Here is a 21,272-nt window from a genome sequence, read left to right on the forward strand (position 1 = left end):
CTGGTGATGGCGCGAGGAAGGGCGATGACGAGAGGTGGCATTCAAGCGGTTTTGTTCCCCGGCGAAGGCCGGGGCCCAGTTTCGGTGCTGTTAGAGGGAGCATTGGACAAAGCGCGGGAGGCTCTTACCCGCCTTCGCTATGGCCTCCCATGCATCGCCCCGCGTGCCATCTAAAGTGCGGCAACTGGGCCCCGGCCTTCGCCGGGGAACAGGGGCGGCATAGCAAAAGGCGGCCGGACTTTCGCCCGACCGCCTTTCACGTAACCCGAAACGCCCGCGCCTTATGCGCCCGCGTTCTTCAGCGCCGCCTGGACGTCGCTCCAGCTGATCGCGCCCTTCAGCGGCTTGCCGTTCAGGATGAAGGTCGGCGTGCCGGTCACCGTGCCGTCCGCGCCGCGATCCTGGGTCTGCTTGGTCAGGCGGTCGATCTCCAGCATGTTGCCCAGGCACTCGCGCGCCTTGGCTTCGGGCAGGCCGCGCTGCTTGACGAAGTTGATCAGGTCCATCTGCTCGGCCATCGCCTTGATCGCGTCGACCGGCTTGGCGTTCTGTAGCTGCTGCTGCATCGCGGGCGGCATCGCCTGGAGCTTGTCGTTGAAGCCCTGCTGCGACTGGTACATCTGCTCCAGCAGCGGGAAGAAGGTCTGTTCGCCAGCGCAGATGCCCAGCAGCGCGGGCGGCAGGTCCGGCGCGCCGTGGATCAGGAATTCGCGGAATTCCCAGCTGACCTTACCGGTCTTCACATAATTGTTGACCAGCGGCTCATATCCTTCGCGCGCGAAGGCGCCGCAGGCCGGGCACAGGCGCGAGCCATATTCGACCAGCTTGATGGGGGCGTTGGGGTTGCCCATCACATAGCCCTCGGCCGTCTTGCTGACGACTTGGGTCCAGTCCTTGCCCGCAGGGGCGGCGACCGCGGCCAACGGCGCGGCGGCGGGGCCGGTGCTGTTGGCATCGCCATTGCCATTGCCGCTACCGCAGGCGGCCAGCGCGAGCGGGGCGGACAGCGACAGGGCGAGGAGGAGAAGACGAGACGTCATCGACATATGCTCCGAGGAAAAAACGGGAATTAGCGCGAACCGGCCGCGCGCAACAGCGGCAACAGGCGATCCCAGCCGAAGACGCCCAGCGCCTGCTTGCCATTGATGAAGAAGCCCGGCGTGCCCTCGAACGATTCGGGTGCCGAACTGGTCATCGCGACGATCCGGTCGGTGGCGGCGCGGTCCGACAGGCAGGCGGCGATCTGCGCATCGCTCAGCCCCGCGCCCTTGCCGATCGCGGTCAGCCCGGCCCCGTCGGCGATCGCGCGCATCTGCGCGGCCTGGGGATACATGCCGATCCGCTGGCCATTGGCCTGTTCGAAATCGAAAGCGCGCTGGCTCCAGTTCTTCTGCTGGGCGAACAGGGTCTCGGTCAGCCCGACGAACTTGCCCGCACCGCCACAGCGCGCGACCAGCGCCGCGGCCAGGTCGATACGGTTGAGCAGATAATGGCGGATCTCGACACTGGTCGAGCCCGAGCGCACGAACCGCCCTTTCAGCACCGGTGTTGCAGCGGCAACGAAGGCGGCGCAGTGCGGGCAGGTATAGCTGACATATTCGACCAGCTTCACCGGCGCATTGGGATTGCCGATGACATAGGCCCCGGCGGGCGTCTGGGTGATGTGGGTCGTCCAGTCGACCTTGGCCCGCGCCTGCGCGGCGTCGGCGGGCGACAGGGCGAAGGGGGTCAGCGAGAGACCGAGCGCGGCCAGCGACAGGAAAAGACGCATCACGATACCTTGGGAAGGCCGCGCGTCGCAGCGACGCCCGCGGCAAGCGATTCGAGCACGGCGCGAAGCTCCGGGTCCGCGATCTGGCGCAAGCCGTCGCCCATTTCGGGGGGCACCGGCTGCGGCTTGGGCGGGGCGGGGCGGCGGGGCGCGGCCATGGGCAGTTCGCCCTGCCGGATCTGCAACCGCGCGACCGCCGGATAGCCGAAGAAGCGGTTCACCCGCTCGATGATCTCGGGCGCGATATGCTGCATCATCGGTGCATGGGCGCCGCGCACCACCAAGGTCAGCACGCCGTTCTGCTTTTCGCCCTGCGGAAAGCGGATCGACTCGGGCGCGCTGGCGGTCGACAGGCGGGGGCCGACGATATCGGGCCAGCGGCTGACGATCGCGCTTTGGACAAAACCGAAGCGGCGAAAGGCCGCGCCGCCGATCGCGGGCAGCAGTTCGGACACCGCGCGGGGGCGGTTGGAACGGGGGGGCGGCTCCTGGGGGGCGCGGACGCGCTTGCTCATATCGGGCTCCATGCCATAGCGGGCGGGTGGACGCCAAGCATTCATCATCGCCCGACTTTATCGCCGCCCGGCTGCTCGCCTGGTATGACCGGCATGCCCGCGACCTGCCCTGGCGCAGCAAACCGGGGGAGGTGGCCGACCCGTACCGCGTTTGGCTGTCCGAGGTGATGCTGCAACAGACGACGGTGGCGGCGGTCACGCCCCGCTTCACCGCCTGGACCGAGCGCTGGCCCGATGTGGCGAGCCTGGCGTCGGCGTCGGACGAGGACATCATGGCCGCCTGGGCGGGGCTGGGATACTATGCCCGCGCGCGCAATCTGGTGAAGGCGGCGCGTGCGGTGGTCGCCGAGCATGGCGGGCGCTTCCCCGCGACCGAGGCCGAGCTACGCGCGCTGCCGGGGCTGGGGGCCTATACGGCGGCGGCGGTGGCGGCGATCGCGTTCGGCGAGCGGGCGGTGGTGGTCGATGCCAATGTCGAGCGGGTCGTGGCGCGGCTGTTCGCGATCCGGACGCCATTGCCCGGCGCGCGCCCTGCGATCCGCGAGGCGACCGACCGGATCACGCCCGACGCCCGCGCAGGCGATTTCGCGCAGGCGATGATGGACCTGGGCTCCTCGATCTGCACGGTCAAGCGGCCGCAATGCCTGCTCTGCCCGATCGCCGTCGATTGCCAGGCGCGGGCGGAGGGTATTGCCGAGACGCTGCCCGCCAAGGCCCCGAAGAAGAAACGCCCCTATCGCCACGGCACTGTCTTCTGGATCGAGCGCGACGGCCGGGTCTGGCTGGTTCGCCGCCCCGACAAGGGGATGCTGGGCGGCATGCGCGCGCTGCCGACCGGGCCGTGGGTGGACGAGCGGCCGGGCCTGGAGGACGCGCCGGGGGCGGGGCCGTGGACGATGCTGAACGAGACGGTCGTGCACGGCTTTACCCATTTCGAACTGGAACTGGCATTGGCGCGGACCGACGGTTCGCCGGATGATTCGTGTCCGGGCGAGTGGTGGCCGATCGCCAATCTGGGAACCGCAGGCCTGCCTACCTTGTTCGCGCGGGCAGCCGATCTGTTGAAAAGGGCCTGATACCGATGATGCGCCATGTGATGATGACGGGCGGGGCGATGCTGTCCCTGCTGAGCGCCGCCGCCCCCGCGCAGGTGGCCGCGCCCAGCCGCGCGGTGGCGCCGCCGGCCGCGCTACCCGCCACCCAGGCGCTGTTCCAGGCCTATGTCCGCAGCGGCAAGATGCCCGGCATCGTCGCGGCGATCGGGGTGGCGGGACAGCCGACGATGTTCGTTCAGGCCGGACGCACCGGCATCGTGCCCGACGCACCCGCTGTCGGTCCCGACACGCTGTGGCGGGTCTATTCGATGACCAAGCCGATCACCGCCATGGCCGCGATGATCCTGATCGAGGAGGGCAAGCTGAAGCTCGATCAGCCGCTGTCCGATATCTATCCGGCCTATAAGCAGATGCGGGTGCTGACCAACCCGCAGGCCTCGCTCGACAGCCGCCCGGCGACCCGGCCGATCACGATCCGCGAGTTGATGACCCATACGGCGGGCCTGGGATACAGCTTCACCGCCAAGGGGCCGCTGCTCAAGGAATATGAGCGGCTGGGGCTGATGCCCTATGCCGCCAATGCGCAGGTCGAGGCGAAGGTGCGTCCGACCCGTCCCACGACGCTCCAACAATTCGCCGAGCGCGCCGCCACCGCGCCGCTGATCGCCGAGCCGGGCACGCGGTGGAGCTATTCGATGGGCCTCGACGTGCTGGCGGCGGTGGTCGAGAAGGTGTCGGGCATGCCGTTCGAGCGGTTCGTCCAGACGCGCCTCTTCGCCCCGCTCAAGATGACGTCCAGCTATTGGCAGGTTCCGGCCTCCGCGGCGAACCGGTTGGTCACCAACTACACCTTCCTGGGCGACACGATGGTGCCGGTCGATCCGGCGGCGACCTCGGTGTTCCGCCAGCCTCCCAGCTTTCCCTATGGCGGGGCGGGGCTGGTCATGTCGGCGCGCGATTATGACCGCTTCCTCCAGATGCTGCAAAATGGTGGTGAGGTGGACGGCGTGCGCGTGATGAAGCCCGAGACGGTGCGCGTCGCCATGTCCAATCTGCTCCCCGAAGGCGTGACGTTCGGTGGCGTGGGCGGGACGACGGGCGGCGCGTCGGGTGAGGCGGCGATGGGCTTCGGCGCGGGCGGATCGGTGACGCTGGCCGATACACCGGGCGGGCCGGGCAAGGGCACCTATGGCTGGGGCGGGGCGGCGGGCACCATCGCCTATGTCGATCCGACCCGGCATGTGCGCGGCGTCGTGATGGTCAATTACTTCCCCGCCGATCGCTATCCGCTGCGCCGCGATCTGGCGGTGGCCCTGTATCAGGATCTGGGGCGGACGGCGAAGTGAGCATGCTGGGCTTTACCGGCGGGCGGCTCGATCGCGCCGATCCGCTGCGTCATGATCCGGCGGGGTTCGCAGGCGCGCTGGCCGATCCGGCGGCGCGGTTGCTGGTCCTGAATGACTATCAGCCGGAGATGGCGGACGGACGCCTGCGCTGGACCACCATCGAGCCGGATGCGGTGCCGGAGGATCATGTCCTGCTGGGCATCGAGGACGGCATCCCGCATTTCGCGAGGATCACCGGCGAACCGGCGGTGGGTCGTTCGTTCGAGATGATCGCTGCGCTCCATGCGTTGGCGACGGGCGAGGCGGCGACCTATGCCGCGGCGCGCTCGGTGCTGGACTGGCACGCGCGGCACGGTTTCTGTGCGAAGTGCGGGGCGGCGACCGCGCCGTTTCGTGCGGGTTGGGGGCGACACTGTGCGTCCTGCGGAACCGAGCATTTCCCGCGCGTCGATCCGGTCGTCATCATGATCGCCGAGCATGACGGTCGCGCACTGCTCGGTCGCCAGCCCGCTTTCCCGCCGGGGCGCTATTCGGCGCTGGCCGGGTTTCTGGAGCCGGGCGAATCGATCGAGGAAGCGGTCGCGCGCGAGCTGTTCGAGGAAGCGGGCGTGCGGGTACGCAATGTCCGCTACATCGCCAGCCAGCCCTGGCCTTTCCCGTCGTCGCTGATGATCGCCTGCGTCGCGGAGGCGGTGGACGACCGGCTGACCATCGACACGACCGAGCTGGAGGATGCGATCTGGGTATCGCGGGACGAGGTTCGTGCGGCGCTGGCGGGCGACGGCTCGCGCTTCGGCGTACCGCCGGCCTATGCGATCGCGCACACGCTGCTGGAGGCGTGGGCCGATTAAATCCTCCCCGGCACGGGGAGGGGGACCAGCGAAGCTGGTGGAGGGGGATTGCCGCACGGGCCGTCCTTCGTGGCAGCCCCCCTCCACCACCGCTTCGCGGCGGTCCCCCTCCCCGTGCCGGGGAGGATCTTACCCCCGCCGCCGCGCCTGGGGGTAGGTCCCCAGCATCCGCACCCATTTGCTGTGGAAGCCCAGTTCCTCGATCGCCCGGTCGAACGCCGGTTCGCCGGGGCGGCCCACCACGTCGCAGTAGAATTCGGTGGCCGCGAAGCTGCCGCCGCGCTGATAGCTTTCCAGCTTGGTCATGTTGACGCCGTTGGTCGCGAAACCGCCCATCGCCTTGTAGAGCGCGGCGGGGATGTTCTTCACTTCGAAGATCAGGCTGGTCATCCACGGCCCCTCGCCGACCGGCGGCTGGTTGCCGCGCGCCAGCACGACGAAGCGGGTCATGTTGCTGTCGCTGTCCGAGATATCCTCGGCCAGCAGGTTCAGGCCATAGAGCTTGGCGGCGCTGAGCGGGGCGAGCGCGGCGGTGCGTGGATCGCCCATCTCCGCCACCCGTGCGGCGGCACCGGCGGTGTCGGCATAAGCGATCGGTCGCAACCCGTGCGCGCGCAGCCAGTGGCGGCACTGGCCCAGCGCCTGCGGATGGCTCATCGCCTCGACCAGTTCGTCACGCGTGCCCGTCGCCATCAGCGCGTGGCGGATCGACAGGAAATGCTCGCCGACGATCGCCAGCCCGGATTCGGGCAGCAGAAAATGGATGTCGGCGACGCGACCGTGCAGCGAGTTTTCGATTGGGATGATCGCCTGGTCGACCTTGCCCGTCTTCACCGCGTCCAGCGCATCGGCGAAATCGAAACAGGGCAGCGGCAGGCCGTCGGGGAATACCTCCATCGCGGCGACATGGCTGTTGGCGCCGGGCGCCCCCTGGAACGCGACGGCGCGGGCAGGCTCGGCCAGTGCGGCGGTCGTCATGCCTGCGACGATCGGGCGGGCGGGGGCGGCATAATTCTCCATGGCCCAGCGGCCTAGAGACGGCGGCGGGGCGGATCAAGGTGCGGCGTCCGACACAAAACTTGCCGTTCGCGAAAGCCGCACCTAAGGTCGGCGTTCAGGAGAGATATTGGCGGGGCAGCGAAACGCGATGGACCTAAAGACCAATACGATCGCGGGATGGGTGCTGGGCGCGGCAGGCGCGGCATTGGGCCTTTCGATCGTCGGAGGCATGATCTTCCACGAAGAACGTCCCGAAAAAATGGGCTATGCGATCGAAGGCGTCGAGGCCGAGGGTGCGGGCGGCGGTGCCGCCGAGGTGCCGATCGCCTCGCTGCTGCCTACGGCGGACGCGGCCAAGGGCGCCGAAGTCTTCAAGAAGTGCGCGGCGTGCCACACCATCAACCAGGGCGGCGCCAACGGCATCGGCCCCAACCTCTATGCGACGATGGGCGAGGCGATCGCGCAAGGCAAGGCGGGCTTTGCCTTCTCCGACGCGTTGAAGGGCGTCGGGGGCAACTGGGACTGGGACAAGATGAATGCGTGGCTGACCAGCCCCCGCAAATTCGCGCCCGGCACCAAGATGACCTTTGCAGGGCTGTCCAATCCGCAGGACCGCGCAAACGTGATCCTGTATCTCAACAAGCAGGGATCGAACCTGCCGCTGCCCGCGGCACCGGCGGCCAAAACCGAACCGGCGGCAGGTGACGCGCCGGCCAACGGTGCGGATGCGGCGGTGAACAAGGTCGCGGAGGACCCACGCGGCGACACCGGCTCGATCGCCAATACCGGCACGCCCGCCAAGGGGGCACCCTCGGTCGATCCGCAGGCCGCGATCGAGGGGACCAAGGCGCCCCGCTAAGGCCCGTCATGCTGGACGGGCTGACCCTGGACGTGCCTTTGTTGCAGGCACCGATGGCGGGGGTATCGACCCCCGCCATGGCGGCGGCGGTCTGTACGGCCGGTGGACTGGGCGCGATCGCGCTGGGGGCAAGCCGCCCCGATGCCGCCGCGGCGATGATCGCCGAGACACGGGCACGCACCGACCGCCCCTTTGCCGTCAATCTGTTCGTCCATGCGCCGCCGCGTCGCGATCCGGTGGGCGAGGCCGCCTGGTGCGACGCGCTGCGCCCTGCTTTCGCCGAACATGGTGCTCGGCCGCCCGCGACGTTGCACGCCATCTATCCCAGCTTTCTCGACGATGATGCGATGCTGGCCCTGCTGGTCGAGGCGCGACCGGCGGTGGTCGGCTTTCATTTCGGCCTGCCTCGCCCGGCACAGGTCGTCGCGCTCAAGGCGGCGGGATGCCGTCTGCTTGCCAGCGTCACGTCGCTGGTGGAGGCGCGGGCCGCCGAGCGGGCGGGGATGGACGCCATCGTCGCGCAAGGGCACGAGGCGGGCGGCCATCGCGGCCTGTTCAATCCCGATGCGCTAGACGACCGGCTGGGCACGCTGGCGCTGACCCGGCTGCTGGCGGAGCGGATGGCGGTGCCGGTGATCGCGGCGGGCGGGATCATGGACGGGGCGGGGGTTTCGGCGGCGCTGGCACTCGGTGCTGCGGCGGCGCAACTGGGGACGGCATTCATCGCGTGCCCGGAAAGCGCGGCGGATGCGGCTTACCGCGCCGCACTGCTGGGACCTGGGGCGGCGCATACGGTGATGACGCGCGCGATTTCGGGGCGTCCCGCGCGCTGCCTGGCCAACCGCTTCACCGCGCTGGCGGAGACTCTGGCAGGGCCGGTGCCGGATTATCCGGTCGCCTATGATGCGGGCAAGGCGCTGAACGCGGCGGCGAAGGCGCGTGGCGAGGCGGGGTATGGAGCGCAATGGGCAGGGCAGGGCGCACCGCTCGCCCGCGCGATGCCCGCCGCCGCGCTGGTCGCCACCATCGCTGGCGAGATGCGGCGATAGCGGCTATCCGCGCGGTCCCTGGTGGATGCAAAGGATGGGTATGATGCGGATCGTGATGGCGGCGGCACTGGCGATCGTGGCGACGGCAAGCCCGGCGGCTGAACGACGCTCGCCGATCCTGCTGTCGGAGTTCGTCGATGCGGGCGCCCCCTATCCACAGGCGCATGCCTCCACCCTGGTCCAGTTGCCGGACGGCACGCTGGCCGCCGCCTGGTTCGCGGGATCGGGTGAAAGCCGCCCCGATGTCCGCATCTGGTTCGCCCGTCGCGAGGCCAAGGGATGGAGCGCACCGCGCCCCGTCGCGGACGGGGTGGCGGCGGATGGACAGCGTCAACCCACCTGGAACCCCGTGCTGTTCCAGCCGCCCGGCCAGCCGCTCCACCTGTTCTACAAGGTCGGGCCGTCGCCGCGCGCATGGTGGGGCATGGTCATCCGGTCGAACGATGGCGGCCGTCACTGGAGCCAGCCCGAACGACTGCCCGACGGCGTGCTCGGGCCGATCAAGAACAAGCCGGTCATCGCCCCCGATGGCGCCTGGCTGTCGCCGTCCAGCCGCGAGGAGGGGACGGCGGAGGCCAATATCTGGTCGCTGCGCATCGAACGCAGCACCGACCGGGGCCGCAACTGGACCGTCACCCCCGCCATCGCCTCGCCCATGCATATCGAGGCGATCCAGCCGAGCATCCTGTTCCACAAGGACGGCAAGCTGGAACTGGTCGCACGAACGCGGCAGGGCGCGCTGGCGCAGAGCTGGTCGCGCGATGGCGGGGTAAGCTGGTCGCCGGTCGCGGCGATCGACCTGCCCAATCCCAATGCGGGCACCGATGCCGTGACCCTGGCCGATGGGCGACAGCTGATCGTGTACAACCATGCCGGACACGCACCGGGCACGCCGGGCGACGGCCCGCGCTGGCCGCTGAACATCGGACTGTCGGACGACGGCGTGCGCTGGCGCAACGTCCTGACGCTGGAGAGCAAGCCCATGCCCGATGGCTATGCCTATCCGGCGGTCATCCAGACGCGCGACGGGCTGGTGCATGTGACCTATACCTGGAACCGCCAGCATATCCGGCATGTGGTGATCGATCCGAAATTGCTGCGCTGATCGGGGGAAGCGGAGGGCCAAGGGCAGGGGATGCGCTGGCCGCCACCCTCCGCTAAACCCCTGGCATGACCACCAAGCCCCCCATCGGCCGCGATACGCGGCTTTGCATGTCGCTGTCGGCGCGGCCCGGCAATTTCGGTTCGCGGTTCCACAACCGGCTCTACGAGCTGACCGGCCTGGATTATGTCTACAAGTCGTTCAGCACGACCGATCTGGCGGCGGCGGTCGGGGGGATTCGCGCGCTGGGCATCCGGGGCTGCGCCATCTCGATGCCGTTCAAGGAGGCGGTAATCCCGATGCTCGACGGGCTGGCGGGATCGGCGGCGGCGATCGACAGTGTGAACACGATCGTCAACGATGACGGACGCCTGACCGGCTACAACACCGACTATGCCGCCGTCGTCGCACTGATCACCGATATCGACCGGGCGACGCCCTTCTGCTTGCGCGGATCGGGCGGCATGGCCAAGGCGGTGGCGGCGGGCCTGCGCGACTCCGGGTTCGCGCACGGCACCATCGTCGCGCGCAACGAGGCAGCGGGACGTGGCCTGGCCGAGCTGTACGGCTATGACTGGGCCAGTGAGCCGGGCGAGGGGGCCGCATTGCTGATCAACGTGACGCCGATCGGCATGACCGGCGGCAATGCGGATGACCTCGCCTTTCCGGAGCGGCTGATCGACCGGGCGGATATCGCTTTCGACGTGGTGCAATATCCGCCCGAGACGCGCTTCCTGGCGGCGGCGCGGGCCCGCGGGAAGCGCATCATCACCGGCACCGAGGTCGCGACGATCCAGGCGCTGGAGCAGTTCATCCTGTACACCGGCGTGCGCCCGACCGCCGAGCAGGTCCGGGAAGCGGCGGATTACGCCCGAAGCCTGGGCTGATCCTCCCCCTGCCGGGGAGGATCAGGTTTCGGCCATCGCCATCAGCACCGCCCATTCCGCTTCGCCGACCGGCGATACGGATAGCCGCGACTGGCGCAGCATCGGCAGGTCGGCCAGCCGCGCCTCGCCCTTCATCGCCGCCAGCGTCAAGGCGCGTGCGAGCGGGCGATCGGGTGCGATCTGCACCGACACCCAGCGTCCGTCATCGCCGTCCGCCCTGGCGGCGCGGGTGATCGTCGCGATGCCGACCGCCGCTTTGTCCTTGCCGCTGTGATAGAACAGCGCATGGTCGCCCACCGCCATCGTGCGCAGGTGCTTGGCGGCGGCGGCGTTGCGTACGCCGTCCCATTCCGTCGCGCCGTCGCGGACCAGATCGTCCCAGCCATAGCTGTCCGCCTCCGACTTCAGCAGCCAATAGGCCATATCCCCATATCCTCCCGCCATGCGCCTGAACGAGGACTAAACACCGCATTCCGCGTCCATTCAGCCCGATCGTGCCAAACAACGCAACACGGACGCCATGGGCGCGTTTTGCGATCAGCGGACCGGGCGTATGAGTATCGGAGGTTCGATATGAACGGGATTTTGAAGAAGCTGGGATTGGGGCTGGCCCTGGGCGCCACCGCGCTGACCGCGGCGGCGCCGGCCGAAGCGCAGCGCTGGGGTCGTGGCTGGGGCGGCGGCTATTACCACCGGGATCGCGGTGGAGATGCGGTGGCGGGCGCCCTGCTCGGCGGGATCGTTGGTCTGGGTGTCGGGGCGGCGATCGCCAGCAGCAATCGGCCGCGCTACGTCGATCGCGGTTATTATTATGATCGCGGCTATGACCCCTATTACGCACCGCCTCCCCCGCCGCCGGTGTATCAGTACGAGTATCGCGGCTATGCCCCGCGGTGCTGGAACGACTGGCGCTGGGACCCCTATTGGGGCCGCAACGTGCAGGTTCGGGTCTGCGACTAATCCCCAGGGCGGCGTCGGGAGCGATCCCGGCGCCGCTTTTTCTTTTGCTTGGCAGGGTGGCCGACTCGGCGTTAAGGCCGGGGCATGACCGATACCGTTCCCGATCGCCTGTCCACCAACCCGGACAGCCCCTATTTCGACCAGGACCTCCTCTCGCGTGGGGTCGGCATCCGCTTCAAGGGTGCGGAGCGCCGCGACGTCGAGGAATATTGCATTTCCGAAGGCTGGATCCGCGTCGCGCTGGGCAAGAAGGTGGACCGTCATGGCCGCCCGCTGACCCTGAAGCTGAACGGCGAAGTCGAAGCGTGGATCGAAAATCCGGCGGATGGTGAAGACGCCGCCGAGGGTTCGGACGAAGCGTAATTCCATGTCCCACCCCGGCGAGGGCCGGGGTCCAGCCGCTGTGTGCGGGCAATGGCCTCCCACGCGGCGGCCAGCGCGCCATCGGCGTTATGGAAACTGGGCCCCGGCCTTCGCCGGGGAACAGGTCGGTGTTGAGGGATAAGTGCGTCCCAACCGCCGTTCAGGCTGAGCGAAGTCGAAGGCCAAGGGAAACCCTCTCAGCCCTCCAACCTCGCCCATAGGCAAGCGGATTACGCCGCCTCCATCGCCTCGCCCGCTTCCATCCAGCGCACTTCCGCCTCGGCCAGCTTCTCGACCACCTCGGCCCGGCGCTTGTTCAGCTCGCCCATCGACAGCTTGGCATGGTGCGGTTCGGCGGCCTTGGGGTCGTTCATCGCCTTGTCCAGCGCCTCGCGTTCGCGGGTCAGCTTGGTCATCTCGTCCTCGATGCCGCGCAGCGTCTTCTTCATCGCATTGAAGCGTTCGCGCTGCTCGGCCGAGGCCTTCTTGCTGGCGGCCCGGTCCGCCTTGGACGCGGCGTCACCCTGGCCCGCATCGCCCTTCAGGACGAAGGCGATGTAATCGTCGAGCGACCCGTCGAACTCGCGCGCGGTGCCGTTGTCGACCAGCACCAGCCGGTCGGCGGTCATCTCGAGCATGTGGCGGTCATGGCTGACCAGCACGACGGTGCCCTTGTACATGTTGAGCGCCTGGACCAGCGCTTCGCGTGCGTCGACGTCCAGGTGGTTGGTCGGCTCGTCGAGGATCAGCATATGCGGTGCGTCGCGGGTGATCAGCGCCAGCGCCAGCCGCGCACGCTCGCCGCCCGACAGCTTGCCGACCTTGGTCGTCGCCTTGTCGCCCGAAAAGCCGAACCGGCCCAGCTGTCCGCGCACGGCCGCCGGGGTCGCCCCGCGCATGATGCGCGTCATATGCTCCAGCGGCGTGTCGTCGGTGTCGAGTTCCTCCACCTGATACTGGGTGAAGTATCCGACGCGCATCTTTCCGCTCGAATTCATGTCGCCTTCCATCGGCGTCAGCTGCGCGGCAAGCAGGCGGGCCAGCGTCGTCTTGCCGTTGCCGTTGCGGCCCAGCAGGGCGATCCGGTCGTCCGGGTCGATGCGCAGGTTCAACCGCTTCAGGATCGGCGTCTCGGCATAACCCACGCTCGCCAGGTCCAGCGTGATCAGCGGCGGGCGCAGCTGGTCGGGATCGGGGAAGTCGAAGGACAGCGACGGATCGTTCGCCATCTCGGCGATCGGCTGCATCTTGGACAGCATCTTGGCGCGGCTCTGCGCCTGCTTGGCGGTCGAGGCGCGGGCCGAGTTGCGCGCGATATAGTCCTGCAGCTTGGCGCGCTGCGCCTCCTGATTCGCCTTGGCCGCGGCAAGCTGCGCCATGCGTTCGGCGCGCTGGCGCTCGAACGAATCGTAACCGCCGGGGTACAGCGTCACCTTGCCGCCTTGCAGGTGCAGGATGTGGTCGACGACGTTGTTCAGGAAGTCGCGCTCGTGGCTGACCAGCAGGATGGTCGCGCGATAGGATTTCAGGAAATCCTCCAGCCACATCACCGCTTCCAGGTCGAGGTGGTTCGACGGTTCGTCGAGCAGCAGCACGTCCGGGGCCGAGAACAGCAAGGCGGCCAGCGCCACGCGCATCTTCCACCCGCCCGAATAGCTCGACAGCGGGCGCGCCTGCATCGCCTCGTCGAAGCCCAGGCCCTGCAGGATGCTGGAGGCGCGCGCGGGCGCGGTATAGGCGTCGATAGCGATCAGGCGCTCATAGATATCGCCCAGCTTTTCCGGATCGCTCTCGGTCTCGCTCCGCTCCATCAGGTCGGCGCGCTCGATATCGGCGGCCAGCACCGTTTCGAACGGGGTGGCGGTGCCGTCCGGGGCTTCCTGCGCGATATAACCGAGCTTGGCGCCCTTGGGCATCTCGCACGCGCCGTCATCGGCCTCCAGCTGGCCCGCGATCACGCGGACGAGCGTCGACTTGCCGGCGCCGTTGCGGCCGATCAGGCCGACACGGCTGCCGGGGGGGAGGGCCGCGGATGCGCCATCAAGGATCGTGCGGCCGCCCAGGCGCACGGTGATACCATTCAGATTGAGCATAGGCGGCGCGCCTAGCAAATTCTGGGGAGAAAGGGGAGAGGGCGTTTATCCTCCCCGGCACGGGGAGGGGGACCGCCGCGTAGCGGTGGGGGAGGGGGATTTCCACATAGGGCGTCCTTGGCGGCTCTGCCCCTCCACCATGCTTCGCATGGTCCCCCTCCCCAAGCACAGCTTGAGGAGGATTGAGTCGGTCAGCGTGCCGCCAGGCTGGTGGCGCCGGCGGGCGGCCAGTTCTGTGGGCCGCACTTCTTGACGACCCATTCGGCTTTCTTGTTCCAGCACAGCGTATCCAGGCGCGGCATGGTCGCGGCGAAATGCTCGCGGCCGATATAGCGCGGGAAACGCTGCTCGCCATAAGGGGTCAGGCTGTTGCGCAGCTGGCGCATCCGGTCGACCGCCAGCTCGCCCAGATGGCCGCGCGGCGTGAAGATGGCCTGGTGCGCGATCTCACCCGCCGTCTGGCAGAAGTTGAGCTGCGCCGCGACCGCCGCGAAGCTGGAATAGGTGCGCGTGCCATATTGGTCGAGCGCCATCTGGCCTGCGCGCGGCGTCTTGTTCGTCCGCTTGAAATAGTCGGAGAGCGTGTCGAACGCGCCCTTCAACTCGGCATCGTGATCCTTCAGGATCGCATTATAGTTCGCGACGGTCGAGAGCATCGGTTCGAACTGGCATTGCAGCGCGGCCACGTTCAGCGCCGCCCGCATGTTCCACAACAGACCTGCGCGCAATTCCGCCGGAGTCGCGCCGGGCAGGGGCTGCCCGATACCCGGTTCGTCACCCTGGACGGGCTTTCCCTGGAAATTATAGGGCTGCAGGAAGAATTGTGCCGATGCGGGTGCCGCGGCACCCATCCCCCAAAACGCCGCGCCAGCGACCAGCGCGGTACGCACCACCTTCATTATATTCCGATCCTTCCCCCGGAGGGCCTTCGAGCGTCCCGAAACATAACGCTTTTTGGCCTTTTCCCCAAATGGAAATCGCGGCGTCTTGCCGATTGCGCGACGGGCGCGGTCGTTACGGGAAGGTAGTGAAAGTCCGGCGTTTCAAGGGCTTTGCCGGCCAAATGAAAAGGGCCGCCCGGTCGCCCGGACGGCCCTTTCCGATCGGGTGTGACCCCGACGATGATTACATCGCGTTCGATGCGTTCATCGACATGGTGTCGTTCGACATCATCATGTCGTTGCCCATCGTGTCGTTGGCCATCGTGCCACCGTTCATCGCGCCGTCGACGGCGGTCATGTTGTCGGTGGTCGTGGTGTCCATGCTCTCCGAAGCGTTCATTTCGGTGGTCATGTTCGCATCGACAGTGTTCTCGGTCTTCGAGCCGCAAGCCGAAACCGCGAGCGCCGCGCCGGCGATGATCGAGCCCGTCAGGACCTTGGAGATGATTGCACGCATTGGAAGCTCCCTTGATATTATGGATTTGGAATGGCTTGCTGGCCCTATTACCCAAATCGGAGTGGACATTAATCGGATACCGTCCGGTCCTCAAGCCTCGTTTTGTCGCACCGCATCGAGACTTTCGAGGAAACCCGGAAATGTGAACGCAAGCGCCTCGTCAAAGGTTGCCAGGGAGTCGACACCGTTCAACGCAAAAAGGCTGGTGACCGGAAATTCGGGTAGCCCGCAAGGGACGATCCCCCCGAAATGGGACAGATCGGGCGCGATGTTGATCGCAAAGCCGTGCAGCGTGGTCCAGCGCTTCACCCGCACGCCGATCGCGCCGATCTTGGCCTCCGGGCCACCGTCGCGGGTCCAGATGCCGACGCGTCCTTCGACGCTGAAGGCATGGACGCCCAGCCGCGCCAGCGCCGCGATCAGCCAGTCCTCCAGCCCGTGGACGAACCGCCGCACGTCGCGCCCGCGCTTGGTGAGGTCGAGGACCAGATAGCCGGTCCGCTGGCCGGGCCCGTGATAGGTGTATTTGCCGCCACGCCCGGTCTGGAACACCGGAAAACGCGGGTCGACCAGTTCGACCGGGTTCGCGCTGGTCCCGGCCGTATAGACGGGCGGATGTTCGAGCAGCCAGACGAGCTCGCGCGCTTCCCCTTGTGCGACGGCTGCGGCGCGCGCCTCCATTTCGGCGAGCGACTGGTCATAGGGAGTCAGGCCGGGGCTGATCCGCCATTCGATATCGGGCATGTCGGGGCTATGGGTCACGGTGGCCCGTATCTGCGCCTCCGTCCCCCGCGATGCAAGTATCGGGCGCCCGACGGGGGCGTTCGGCGCGTGGGGCATGGCACCGATGGTATTGGCGGGGCCAATCGTCTAGGCCGATGGTCCAGGTGAAACGGGACGGGTGGGGTGACCCGGCCAAGGGAGGAATGATGACCGTCAGGATCGGAACCGTGTGGGACAGCACGCAGCAGGTGCTGGCGGGCAGGACCGGAATGCTCGCGCCGATCGCAGCGATCGGCTTCGTCCTTCCCGCGCTGGTCCAGGTGCTGCTGCTGCCGCGCGAACCGGGTATATCCGTCGGGGTGGCCGGGGTCGTCATGACCTTCGTGTCGCTGGTGCTGGGGATCTGGGCGCAACTGGCGATCATGGCGGTCGCGACCCATCCGTCGACCACGACCGCCGATGCATCGCGCGCCGGGCTTCGTCGCCTGCTGGCGGTGCTGGGCGTGGCGATCGCGATGGGCATTGTGTTCGCCATCGTCGTCCTCGTGCCGATCCTGGTGCTGGGCGCGTCGGGCTATGACTTTGCCGCGGCGATGGCCGCCAACGGCGATCCCTCGAAACTGCCGCCGATGACGTCGGGCTCGGCGCTGTTCCTGATCGTCTATGGGCTGGTGGTCGGCGTCGCCTCGCTCTGGCTCGTGGCGCGGTTGATGCTGGTCTATGCGGTCGTCCTGAACGAACGGCGCGAACTGGGGGCGATCCGCCGCTCGATCGCGCTGACGCGGGGCATGACCTGGCGGCTGATCGGCGTGTTCGCCCTCTTCCTGATCGTCCTGACCGTCGCGACGAGCGCGGCGCAGGGGATCACCGGCGCGGTCCTGCGCCTGATGCTGGGGCCGGACGGCGCGCCGGTTGCGGTGACCGTGGCGACGTTGGTCGCGGCGGTGGTCAGCGCGGGCTTCATGACGCTGGCCTATGTCTTCGTCGCGCGGCTGTACGTCGCGGCGACGGGCGAGGAAGCGCGCCTGGCCGGGGATGGTTCGCCGTCGCTGTGATGAAACTCGATGTCATGGCGACGCTGCGCGATGCCTGGGGCCTGTTCCGCCGGGATCGCGACCTGCTGATCCGGCTGGCGGCGCCCTTCCTCTTCCTGCCCGCGCTGGCGCTGGGCCTGCTGGCGCCGCTTCCGCCCCTGCCGCCGGAGGGCGGGGGCGAGCCGAGCATGCGGGCCATGGCGTGGATCGATTCGGTCAGCGCCTGGGCGGGCCAATATGGCGGCTGGTATTTCGCGGCCTATGCGATCGGGATGATCGGCACGGCGGCGGTGCTCGCGCTGGAACTGGGCGGTGGCTCGACCAGTGTCGGCGAAGCGCTGGGCCGTGCGCTGAAGGCCGCGCCGCGTTTCCTGCTGGCGATGATCCTGGTCGGCATTCCGGTGGGGGCGGGGACGCTGCTCTATATCCTGCCGGGGCTGTACATTGCGGGCCGGCTGCTGCTGGTCGGGCCGGTGCTGTTCGCCGAGCGGCGGATGGCGGCGCTGGCCGCGATGGCGCGCTCGGTCAAGCTGACGCGCGGTGCGGGGCTCTCGATGGCGGCGTTGGCGTCCTGCACCTATCTGGGCGGGATCGTCGCGGGCCAACCCTTCGTCGCGCTGGTCGAGGTCGTGAAGGGTGACGGCGGGGCCAGCAATCCGGTCGCGATCGCGCTGTTGCAGGCGGGCGCGGCGGCGGTGGCGATGGCCGCCGGGCTGGCCCAGGCGCTGATCTCGGTCGCGGCCTATCGTCGCCTGGTCAATCGTTAGGCGCCAGCTGCGGGATCTGCGGCGCGGCGTCTTCCGGCAAAAGGCCGAGCCGGCGGGGATCGGGAAACGTCTCCACCGCGCGCGAGACGGCGGTAAAGCCCTGCTTGCGGTAGAAGTTCAGCGCCGACGGGTGGTCGAGCGTGCAGGTATGCACCCACACCCGCTCGACCCCCGGCGTCCAGGCGCGCATCATGGCCTGCGCCATCAGCCAGCGGCCATGGCCACGCCCGGCCAGTTCGGGGACCAGCCCGAAATAGCCGATCTCGCACGCACCCGGCTGGCGATGGTCCAGCTCGAGCAGGCCGACCTCGATCCCCATCCGGTCGACGACCGCAAAGACCGAGACGGCGGGATCGTGGATGATCGCGGTCAGCGAGGCCTCGTCCATCACCAGCCGCGAGAACCACAGCCAGGGCGCGCCGACCCGTGCGAACAACGTCCGGTACTTCGCCGGATCGGGCGGCGCCCAGGCCGCCAGCGACAGCGGCGAGGCGGGCAGGGGGCGCGGGCGCGGGCGTTCACGCATTTCCAGCGTGGTGACGATGGTCGCGATCTCGGTCTGGTCGACGGGGGTCAGCGCCATGACCTTATTCCCAGGTCGCGAGCGGCGGCAGGCTCATCAGGATGGCGTCGATATTGCCGCCGGTCTTCAACCCGAACAGCGTGCCGCGATCATAGACCAGGTTGAATTCGGCATAGCGGCCGCGCCATGCAAGCATCTGGGCGCGATCCGCCTCGGCGAAGGGCAGGCCCATGCGCCGCCGGACGATGCGTGGGTAGACGTCCAGGAACGCCTCGCCGACATCGCGGGTAAAGGCGAAGCTGCGGTCGAAATCGCCCTCCAGATGGTCGTAGAAGATGCCGCCGACGCCGCGATGCACCTGGCGATGGGGGATGTAGAAATAGTCGTCGGCCCATGCCTTGAACCGGGGGTAATGGCCCGCGTCATGCGCGTCGCAGGCCGCCTTCATCCGGGCGTGGAAGTCGGCAGTATCCTCTTCGATGGGCAGCGGCGGGTTCAGGTCCGCGCCGCCGCCGAACCAGCGCTTGGTCGTGGTCAGGAAGCGGGTGTTCATGTGCACGGCGGGCACATGCGGGTTCGCCATGTGCGCGACCAGGCTGATCCCCGTCGCCACGAAGCGCGGGTCGTCGCCCGCACCATGGATCGTCTTGGCAAACGGCCCCTCGAACGTGCCGCCGACGGTCGAGACGTTGACGCCGACCTTTTCGAACACGCGGCCCTTCATCACGCCGCGCACGCCGCCGCCGCCGGGCTCGCCGCTGGGATCGGTGCGGTCCCAGGCGGTATAGCCGAAGGCGGCGTCGGATCCGGCCTCCCGCTCGATCGCCTCGAACTCGGCGCAAATCCGGTCGCGCAGGGACTCGAACCAAAGGCGGGCGGCGTCCTGCTCGGCGTCGAGCGCGATGTCGGGGATACGGCTGGTCATGTCGGCCGCGTTCTGGGCGGGCGTAGGGGGCAGGGTCAACCGGGTATTTGGTCCCAACCGGTCTGGCGCCGCGCCTCGGCCAGCAGGATGCCGCCGGTGATCGCGACGTTGAGCGAGCGGACGCCGACCCGCATCGGCACGCGCACGCGTATGTCGGCGGCATTGTGCACCGCCTCCGGCACGCCCGCCCCTTCCGAGCCCAGCAGGATCACGTCGTCGGGGTGGAACACCATCTCGGGCAGCGGCACTGCGCCCAGTGTCGTGGCCAGCACGACCCGGCCGCGTGTCGCCGTGCGGAAGGCCTGCCAGTCGGCATGGCGCACCACCTGGGCCATGGTGGCATAGTCCATCGCCGAGCGGGCCAGCGCGCGGTCGGAATAGGGAAAGCCCATCGGTTCGATCAGGTCGACCGCGACGCCGAAACAGGTCGCCGTGCGGATCAGCGTGCCGACATTGCCCGCGATATCGGGCTCATACAGGGCAAGCCGCATCAGTGCCCCGGAAAGGATAGCAGCGCATCGACCGCGATGTCGTCCTGGCGCAGCGCATCGGCTCCGCCCAGATCGGGCAGGTCGACCAGGAACTGGGCCTGCTCCACCACGCCGCCCGCCTTGCGGATCAGCCGGACGGCGGCGCGCGCAGTGCCCCCGGTGGCGATCAGGTCGTCGACCAGCAGCACGCGCGCACCGGGGACCAGCGCATCCTCGTGGATGGCGATCCGGTCCTGGCCATATTCCAACGCATAATCCTCGGCGATGGTCGCACCGGGCAGCTTGCCGTCCTTGCGGATCAGCAGCACGCCCGCGTTCAGCGGCACCGCCAGCGCGGCGGCGAACAGGAATCCGCGTGCCTCGATGCCCGCGACCAGATCGACGTTCCCCCGCGTCGCGGCGGCCATCCGCTCGATCGCCTGCGCATAGCCCCTGGGGTCGAGCAGCAGGGTGGTGATGTCGCGGAACTGGATGCCGGGCTTGGGGAAGTCCGGGATGGTCCGGATCAGGGCTTTCAGGTCGTCATTGGCGCTCATGCGTCGCGTCATGGGCCTCTGGGGCGCGGCGGTAAAGGGGGGGCGAAGCTCCCTCAACGCCCGTTCGGCCTGAGCGGGGGTGGGGACGTGTTACCCAAATAAAATGGGCGGCCTCCGTGTCGGAAGCCGCCCCAGGCGCTCGTACGGGCTTGCCCGATCTCAGTGTTTTACGTCGCGCCAGACATTCTGATACGCGCCCCATGCCAGGAAGCAGAAGATCAGGATGAAGATCACCGCGCCGATCCCGGCCGAATGGCGCGCCTCCAGCTTGGGCTCGGCGGTCCAGGTCAGGAAGGCGGCGACGTCCTTGGCCATCTGGTCGCGGGTCGCCAGCGTGCCGTCGGTATATTGCACCTGGCCGTCCTGGTTCAGCGGCGGCGGCATCGCGATGTTGAGGTTCGCGAAATACGGATTGTAGTGCAGACCCGTGGGCGTCTTGATGTCCGGGAACTTGCGCAGCAGCTCGGCGGGCTGGTTGCGATAGGCGTCGGGGCCGATCAGCGAATAGACGTAATTGGTGCCGTCATGCCGCGCCTTGGTCATCAGCGACAGGTCGGGCGGCAGCGCGTTGTTGTTCGCCGCGCGCGCCGCCACCTCGTTGGCGAAGGGCGATGGGAAGCGGTCGGCGGGCACGTTCTTGCGCGTCGTCGCCTCGCCCGTCTCCGGATTGATGCTCGGCTGTTCGATCGCCCACTGGTTGGCGATCGCCTTCACCTCGGCGTCGTTATAGCCCAGGTCCTTCAGGTCGCGGAACGCCACCAGCCGCAGCGAGTGGCAGGCCGCGCAAACCTCCTTGTAGACCTGCAGCCCGCGCTGCAGCTGGCGGCGGTCGAAACGGCCCAATATGCCGTCGGAGGCAAGATGCGCCTGTTTGGGATGAAGGTGGAACTCCTCCTCGGCCGAGGGGGCTGGCGGGTCGGAGACGAGCCCCGACACGCTGCCCCACAGCGCGATGGCGAGGACCAGGGTGAAGGCCGCCCCGACCAGGAATGCGATACCACGAACCATGTTCAGCTATCCTCTTT

At 68.3% G+C, this 21,272-nt stretch carries 25 protein-coding genes; 11 read left to right on the forward strand and 14 right to left on the reverse strand.

The features are described 5' to 3' along the window. Positions 1-281 precede the first annotated feature (281 nt). Genes SOM26_RS05770 through SOM26_RS05780 form a run of 3 tightly spaced genes read right to left on the reverse strand, consistent with a single transcriptional unit; the run spans position 282 to position 2,286 of the window. Positions 282-1,040: a DsbA family protein gene (locus tag SOM26_RS05770; protein WP_320451764.1), complete on the reverse strand. Its 759-nt coding sequence runs from the start codon at positions 1,038-1,040 to the stop codon at positions 282-284. Positions 1,041-1,069: 29 nt separating this feature from the next. Then, the gene (locus SOM26_RS05775; RefSeq protein ID WP_320451868.1) at positions 1,070-1,771 is read right to left on the reverse strand and encodes a DsbA family protein; all 702 of its coding nucleotides are present in this window, start codon (positions 1,769-1,771) and stop codon (positions 1,070-1,072) included. Further along, positions 1,771-2,286: a DUF721 domain-containing protein gene (locus SOM26_RS05780; RefSeq protein ID WP_320451765.1), complete on the reverse strand. Its 516-nt coding sequence runs from the start codon at positions 2,284-2,286 to the stop codon at positions 1,771-1,773. Before SOM26_RS05780 ends, SOM26_RS05775 begins: the two co-directional genes overlap by 1 nt. 26 nt (positions 2,287-2,312) lie before the next feature. Between SOM26_RS05780 and mutY the strand changes: the two genes are divergently transcribed. Genes mutY through nudC form a run of 3 tightly spaced genes read left to right on the forward strand, consistent with a single transcriptional unit; the run spans position 2,313 to position 5,538 of the window. Further along, a complete protein-coding gene (mutY, locus tag SOM26_RS05785; protein WP_320451766.1) occupies positions 2,313-3,362 on the forward strand; it encodes an A/G-specific adenine glycosylase in 1,050 nt (349 codons plus the stop codon). Between the two features lie 8 nt (positions 3,363-3,370). Beyond that, a complete protein-coding gene (locus tag SOM26_RS05790; RefSeq protein ID WP_414712022.1) occupies positions 3,371-4,687 on the forward strand; it encodes a serine hydrolase domain-containing protein in 1,317 nt (438 codons plus the stop codon). Positions 4,688-4,689: 2 nt separating this feature from the next. After that, positions 4,690-5,538 (forward strand): NAD(+) diphosphatase, encoded by an 849-nt coding sequence (gene nudC / locus SOM26_RS05795; RefSeq protein ID WP_414712023.1) that lies wholly within the window; start codon positions 4,690-4,692, stop codon positions 5,536-5,538. 129 nt (positions 5,539-5,667) lie between these two features. Here the strand turns inward: nudC and SOM26_RS05800 are convergent, their stop codons facing one another. Next, positions 5,668-6,558 (reverse strand): prephenate dehydratase, encoded by an 891-nt coding sequence (locus SOM26_RS05800; RefSeq protein WP_320451769.1) that lies wholly within the window; start codon positions 6,556-6,558, stop codon positions 5,668-5,670. A gap of 127 nt (positions 6,559-6,685) precedes the next feature. Here SOM26_RS05800 and SOM26_RS05805 point away from each other — a divergent pair, with 127 nt between their 5' ends. The 4 genes from SOM26_RS05805 (at position 6,686) to SOM26_RS05820 (ending at position 10,434) form a co-directional block, all read left to right on the forward strand. Then, positions 6,686-7,396 (forward strand): c-type cytochrome, encoded by a 711-nt coding sequence (locus SOM26_RS05805; RefSeq protein WP_320451770.1) that lies wholly within the window; start codon positions 6,686-6,688, stop codon positions 7,394-7,396. Between the two features lie 8 nt (positions 7,397-7,404). Next, the gene (locus SOM26_RS05810; RefSeq protein WP_320451771.1) at positions 7,405-8,445 is read left to right on the forward strand and encodes an NAD(P)H-dependent flavin oxidoreductase; all 1,041 of its coding nucleotides are present in this window, start codon (positions 7,405-7,407) and stop codon (positions 8,443-8,445) included. Positions 8,446-8,485: 40 nt separating this feature from the next. Further along, entirely contained in the window at positions 8,486-9,550 is a 1,065-nt protein-coding gene (locus SOM26_RS05815; RefSeq protein WP_320451772.1) for a sialidase family protein, read from the forward strand. Positions 9,551-9,615: 65 nt separating this feature from the next. Further along, positions 9,616-10,434 (forward strand): shikimate 5-dehydrogenase, encoded by an 819-nt coding sequence (locus SOM26_RS05820; RefSeq protein ID WP_320451773.1) that lies wholly within the window; start codon positions 9,616-9,618, stop codon positions 10,432-10,434. 21 nt (positions 10,435-10,455) lie between these two features. Here SOM26_RS05820 and SOM26_RS05825 read toward each other — a convergent pair whose 3' ends face one another. Continuing rightward, complete coding sequence (locus SOM26_RS05825) at positions 10,456-10,857, reverse strand: EVE domain-containing protein (protein WP_320451774.1); 402 nt, start codon at positions 10,855-10,857, stop codon at positions 10,456-10,458. Positions 10,858-11,007: 150 nt separating this feature from the next. On the opposite strand from SOM26_RS05825, the gene SOM26_RS05830 reads away from it, so the two are divergent. Next, positions 11,008-11,394, forward strand: coding sequence for a hypothetical protein (locus SOM26_RS05830; RefSeq protein ID WP_320451775.1), 387 nt, complete (start codon positions 11,008-11,010; stop codon positions 11,392-11,394). Positions 11,395-11,478: 84 nt separating this feature from the next. Further along, positions 11,479-11,757: a DUF3297 family protein gene (locus SOM26_RS05835; protein WP_320451776.1), complete on the forward strand. Its 279-nt coding sequence runs from the start codon at positions 11,479-11,481 to the stop codon at positions 11,755-11,757. A 230-nt stretch (positions 11,758-11,987) separates the two neighbouring features. Here SOM26_RS05835 and SOM26_RS05840 read toward each other — a convergent pair whose 3' ends face one another. The 4 genes from SOM26_RS05840 to lipB all read right to left on the reverse strand — a co-directional run bounded on the left by SOM26_RS05840 (position 11,988) and on the right by lipB (position 16,010). Then, a complete protein-coding gene (locus tag SOM26_RS05840; RefSeq protein ID WP_320451777.1) occupies positions 11,988-13,850 on the reverse strand; it encodes an ABC-F family ATP-binding cassette domain-containing protein in 1,863 nt (620 codons plus the stop codon). Positions 13,851-14,041: 191 nt separating this feature from the next. Further along, positions 14,042-14,749, reverse strand: coding sequence for a hypothetical protein (locus SOM26_RS05845; RefSeq protein ID WP_320451778.1), 708 nt, complete (start codon positions 14,747-14,749; stop codon positions 14,042-14,044). 226 nt (positions 14,750-14,975) lie between these two features. After that, entirely contained in the window at positions 14,976-15,248 is a 273-nt protein-coding gene (locus SOM26_RS05850; RefSeq protein ID WP_320451779.1) for a hypothetical protein, read from the reverse strand. Between the two features lie 90 nt (positions 15,249-15,338). Continuing rightward, the gene (lipB, locus tag SOM26_RS05855) at positions 15,339-16,010 is read right to left on the reverse strand and encodes a lipoyl(octanoyl) transferase LipB (protein WP_320451780.1); all 672 of its coding nucleotides are present in this window, start codon (positions 16,008-16,010) and stop codon (positions 15,339-15,341) included. Between the two features lie 164 nt (positions 16,011-16,174). Between lipB and SOM26_RS05860 the strand changes: the two genes are divergently transcribed. Then, on the forward strand, positions 16,175-17,026 hold the full coding sequence (locus SOM26_RS05860; protein WP_320451781.1) for a glycerophosphodiester phosphodiesterase family protein: 852 nt from the start codon (positions 16,175-16,177) through the stop codon (positions 17,024-17,026). After that, entirely contained in the window at positions 17,023-17,772 is a 750-nt protein-coding gene (locus tag SOM26_RS05865; protein WP_320451782.1) for a hypothetical protein, read from the forward strand. Before SOM26_RS05860 ends, SOM26_RS05865 begins: the two co-directional genes overlap by 4 nt. On the opposite strand, the gene SOM26_RS05870 is transcribed toward SOM26_RS05865, so the two are convergent. From SOM26_RS05870 to SOM26_RS05890, 5 genes are all read right to left on the reverse strand, one after another. Then, positions 17,762-18,355, reverse strand: a complete 594-nt coding sequence (locus SOM26_RS05870; RefSeq protein ID WP_320451783.1) for a GNAT family N-acetyltransferase — start codon at positions 18,353-18,355, stop codon at positions 17,762-17,764. The two genes, SOM26_RS05865 and SOM26_RS05870, sit on opposite strands and share 11 nt — an antisense overlap. A gap of 4 nt (positions 18,356-18,359) precedes the next feature. Beyond that, the gene (gene hemF, locus SOM26_RS05875; RefSeq protein WP_320451784.1) at positions 18,360-19,220 is read right to left on the reverse strand and encodes an oxygen-dependent coproporphyrinogen oxidase; all 861 of its coding nucleotides are present in this window, start codon (positions 19,218-19,220) and stop codon (positions 18,360-18,362) included. A 35-nt stretch (positions 19,221-19,255) separates the two neighbouring features. After that, positions 19,256-19,711: a tRNA (cytidine(34)-2'-O)-methyltransferase gene (locus tag SOM26_RS05880; protein ID WP_320451785.1), complete on the reverse strand. Its 456-nt coding sequence runs from the start codon at positions 19,709-19,711 to the stop codon at positions 19,256-19,258. Then, a complete protein-coding gene (locus SOM26_RS05885; protein ID WP_320451786.1) occupies positions 19,711-20,247 on the reverse strand; it encodes an adenine phosphoribosyltransferase in 537 nt (178 codons plus the stop codon). The genes SOM26_RS05880 and SOM26_RS05885 overlap by 1 nt, the downstream gene beginning before the upstream one ends. 159 nt (positions 20,248-20,406) lie before the next feature. Continuing rightward, on the reverse strand, positions 20,407-21,255 hold the full coding sequence (locus SOM26_RS05890) for a cytochrome c1 (RefSeq protein ID WP_320451787.1): 849 nt from the start codon (positions 21,253-21,255) through the stop codon (positions 20,407-20,409). Between the last annotated feature and the right edge of the window lie 17 nt (positions 21,256-21,272).

It is taken from the genome of Sphingomonas sp. CFBP8993, assembly GCF_034044895.1.
In the GTDB taxonomy this organism is placed as follows: domain Bacteria; phylum Pseudomonadota; class Alphaproteobacteria; order Sphingomonadales; family Sphingomonadaceae; genus Sphingomonas.

Coding starts and splice junctions, on each gene's coding strand:
- SOM26_RS05820 (WP_320451773.1), top strand. CDS start 9,616: ATGACCACCAAGCCCCCCATCGGCCGCGATACGCGGCTTTGCATGTCG.
- SOM26_RS05770 (WP_320451764.1), bottom strand. CDS start 1,040: ATGACGTCTCGTCTTCTCCTCCTCGCCCTGTCGCTGTCCGCCCCGCTC.
- SOM26_RS05815 (WP_320451772.1), top strand. CDS start 8,486: ATGATGCGGATCGTGATGGCGGCGGCACTGGCGATCGTGGCGACGGCA.
- SOM26_RS05805 (WP_320451770.1), top strand. CDS start 6,686: ATGGACCTAAAGACCAATACGATCGCGGGATGGGTGCTGGGCGCGGCA.
- SOM26_RS05845 (WP_320451778.1), bottom strand. CDS start 14,749: ATGAAGGTGGTGCGTACCGCGCTGGTCGCTGGCGCGGCGTTTTGGGGG.
- SOM26_RS05860 (WP_320451781.1), top strand. CDS start 16,175: ATGATGACCGTCAGGATCGGAACCGTGTGGGACAGCACGCAGCAGGTG.
- SOM26_RS05850 (WP_320451779.1), bottom strand. CDS start 15,248: ATGCGTGCAATCATCTCCAAGGTCCTGACGGGCTCGATCATCGCCGGC.
- SOM26_RS05890 (WP_320451787.1), bottom strand. CDS start 21,255: ATGGTTCGTGGTATCGCATTCCTGGTCGGGGCGGCCTTCACCCTGGTC.
- SOM26_RS05800 (WP_320451769.1), bottom strand. CDS start 6,558: ATGGAGAATTATGCCGCCCCCGCCCGCCCGATCGTCGCAGGCATGACG.
- SOM26_RS05830 (WP_320451775.1), top strand. CDS start 11,008: ATGAACGGGATTTTGAAGAAGCTGGGATTGGGGCTGGCCCTGGGCGCC.
- hemF (WP_320451784.1), bottom strand. CDS start 19,220: ATGACCAGCCGTATCCCCGACATCGCGCTCGACGCCGAGCAGGACGCC.
- nudC (WP_414712023.1), top strand. CDS start 4,690: ATGCTGGGCTTTACCGGCGGGCGGCTCGATCGCGCCGATCCGCTGCGT.
- SOM26_RS05775 (WP_320451868.1), bottom strand. CDS start 1,771: ATGCGTCTTTTCCTGTCGCTGGCCGCGCTCGGTCTCTCGCTGACCCCC.
- SOM26_RS05885 (WP_320451786.1), bottom strand. CDS start 20,247: ATGAGCGCCAATGACGACCTGAAAGCCCTGATCCGGACCATCCCGGAC.
- SOM26_RS05880 (WP_320451785.1), bottom strand. CDS start 19,711: ATGCGGCTTGCCCTGTATGAGCCCGATATCGCGGGCAATGTCGGCACG.
- SOM26_RS05790 (WP_414712022.1), top strand. CDS start 3,371: ATGCGCCATGTGATGATGACGGGCGGGGCGATGCTGTCCCTGCTGAGC.
- SOM26_RS05835 (WP_320451776.1), top strand. CDS start 11,479: ATGACCGATACCGTTCCCGATCGCCTGTCCACCAACCCGGACAGCCCC.
- SOM26_RS05810 (WP_320451771.1), top strand. CDS start 7,405: ATGCTGGACGGGCTGACCCTGGACGTGCCTTTGTTGCAGGCACCGATG.
- SOM26_RS05825 (WP_320451774.1), bottom strand. CDS start 10,857: ATGGCCTATTGGCTGCTGAAGTCGGAGGCGGACAGCTATGGCTGGGAC.
- SOM26_RS05780 (WP_320451765.1), bottom strand. CDS start 2,286: ATGAGCAAGCGCGTCCGCGCCCCCCAGGAGCCGCCCCCCCGTTCCAAC.
- SOM26_RS05840 (WP_320451777.1), bottom strand. CDS start 13,850: ATGCTCAATCTGAATGGTATCACCGTGCGCCTGGGCGGCCGCACGATC.
- SOM26_RS05870 (WP_320451783.1), bottom strand. CDS start 18,355: ATGGCGCTGACCCCCGTCGACCAGACCGAGATCGCGACCATCGTCACC.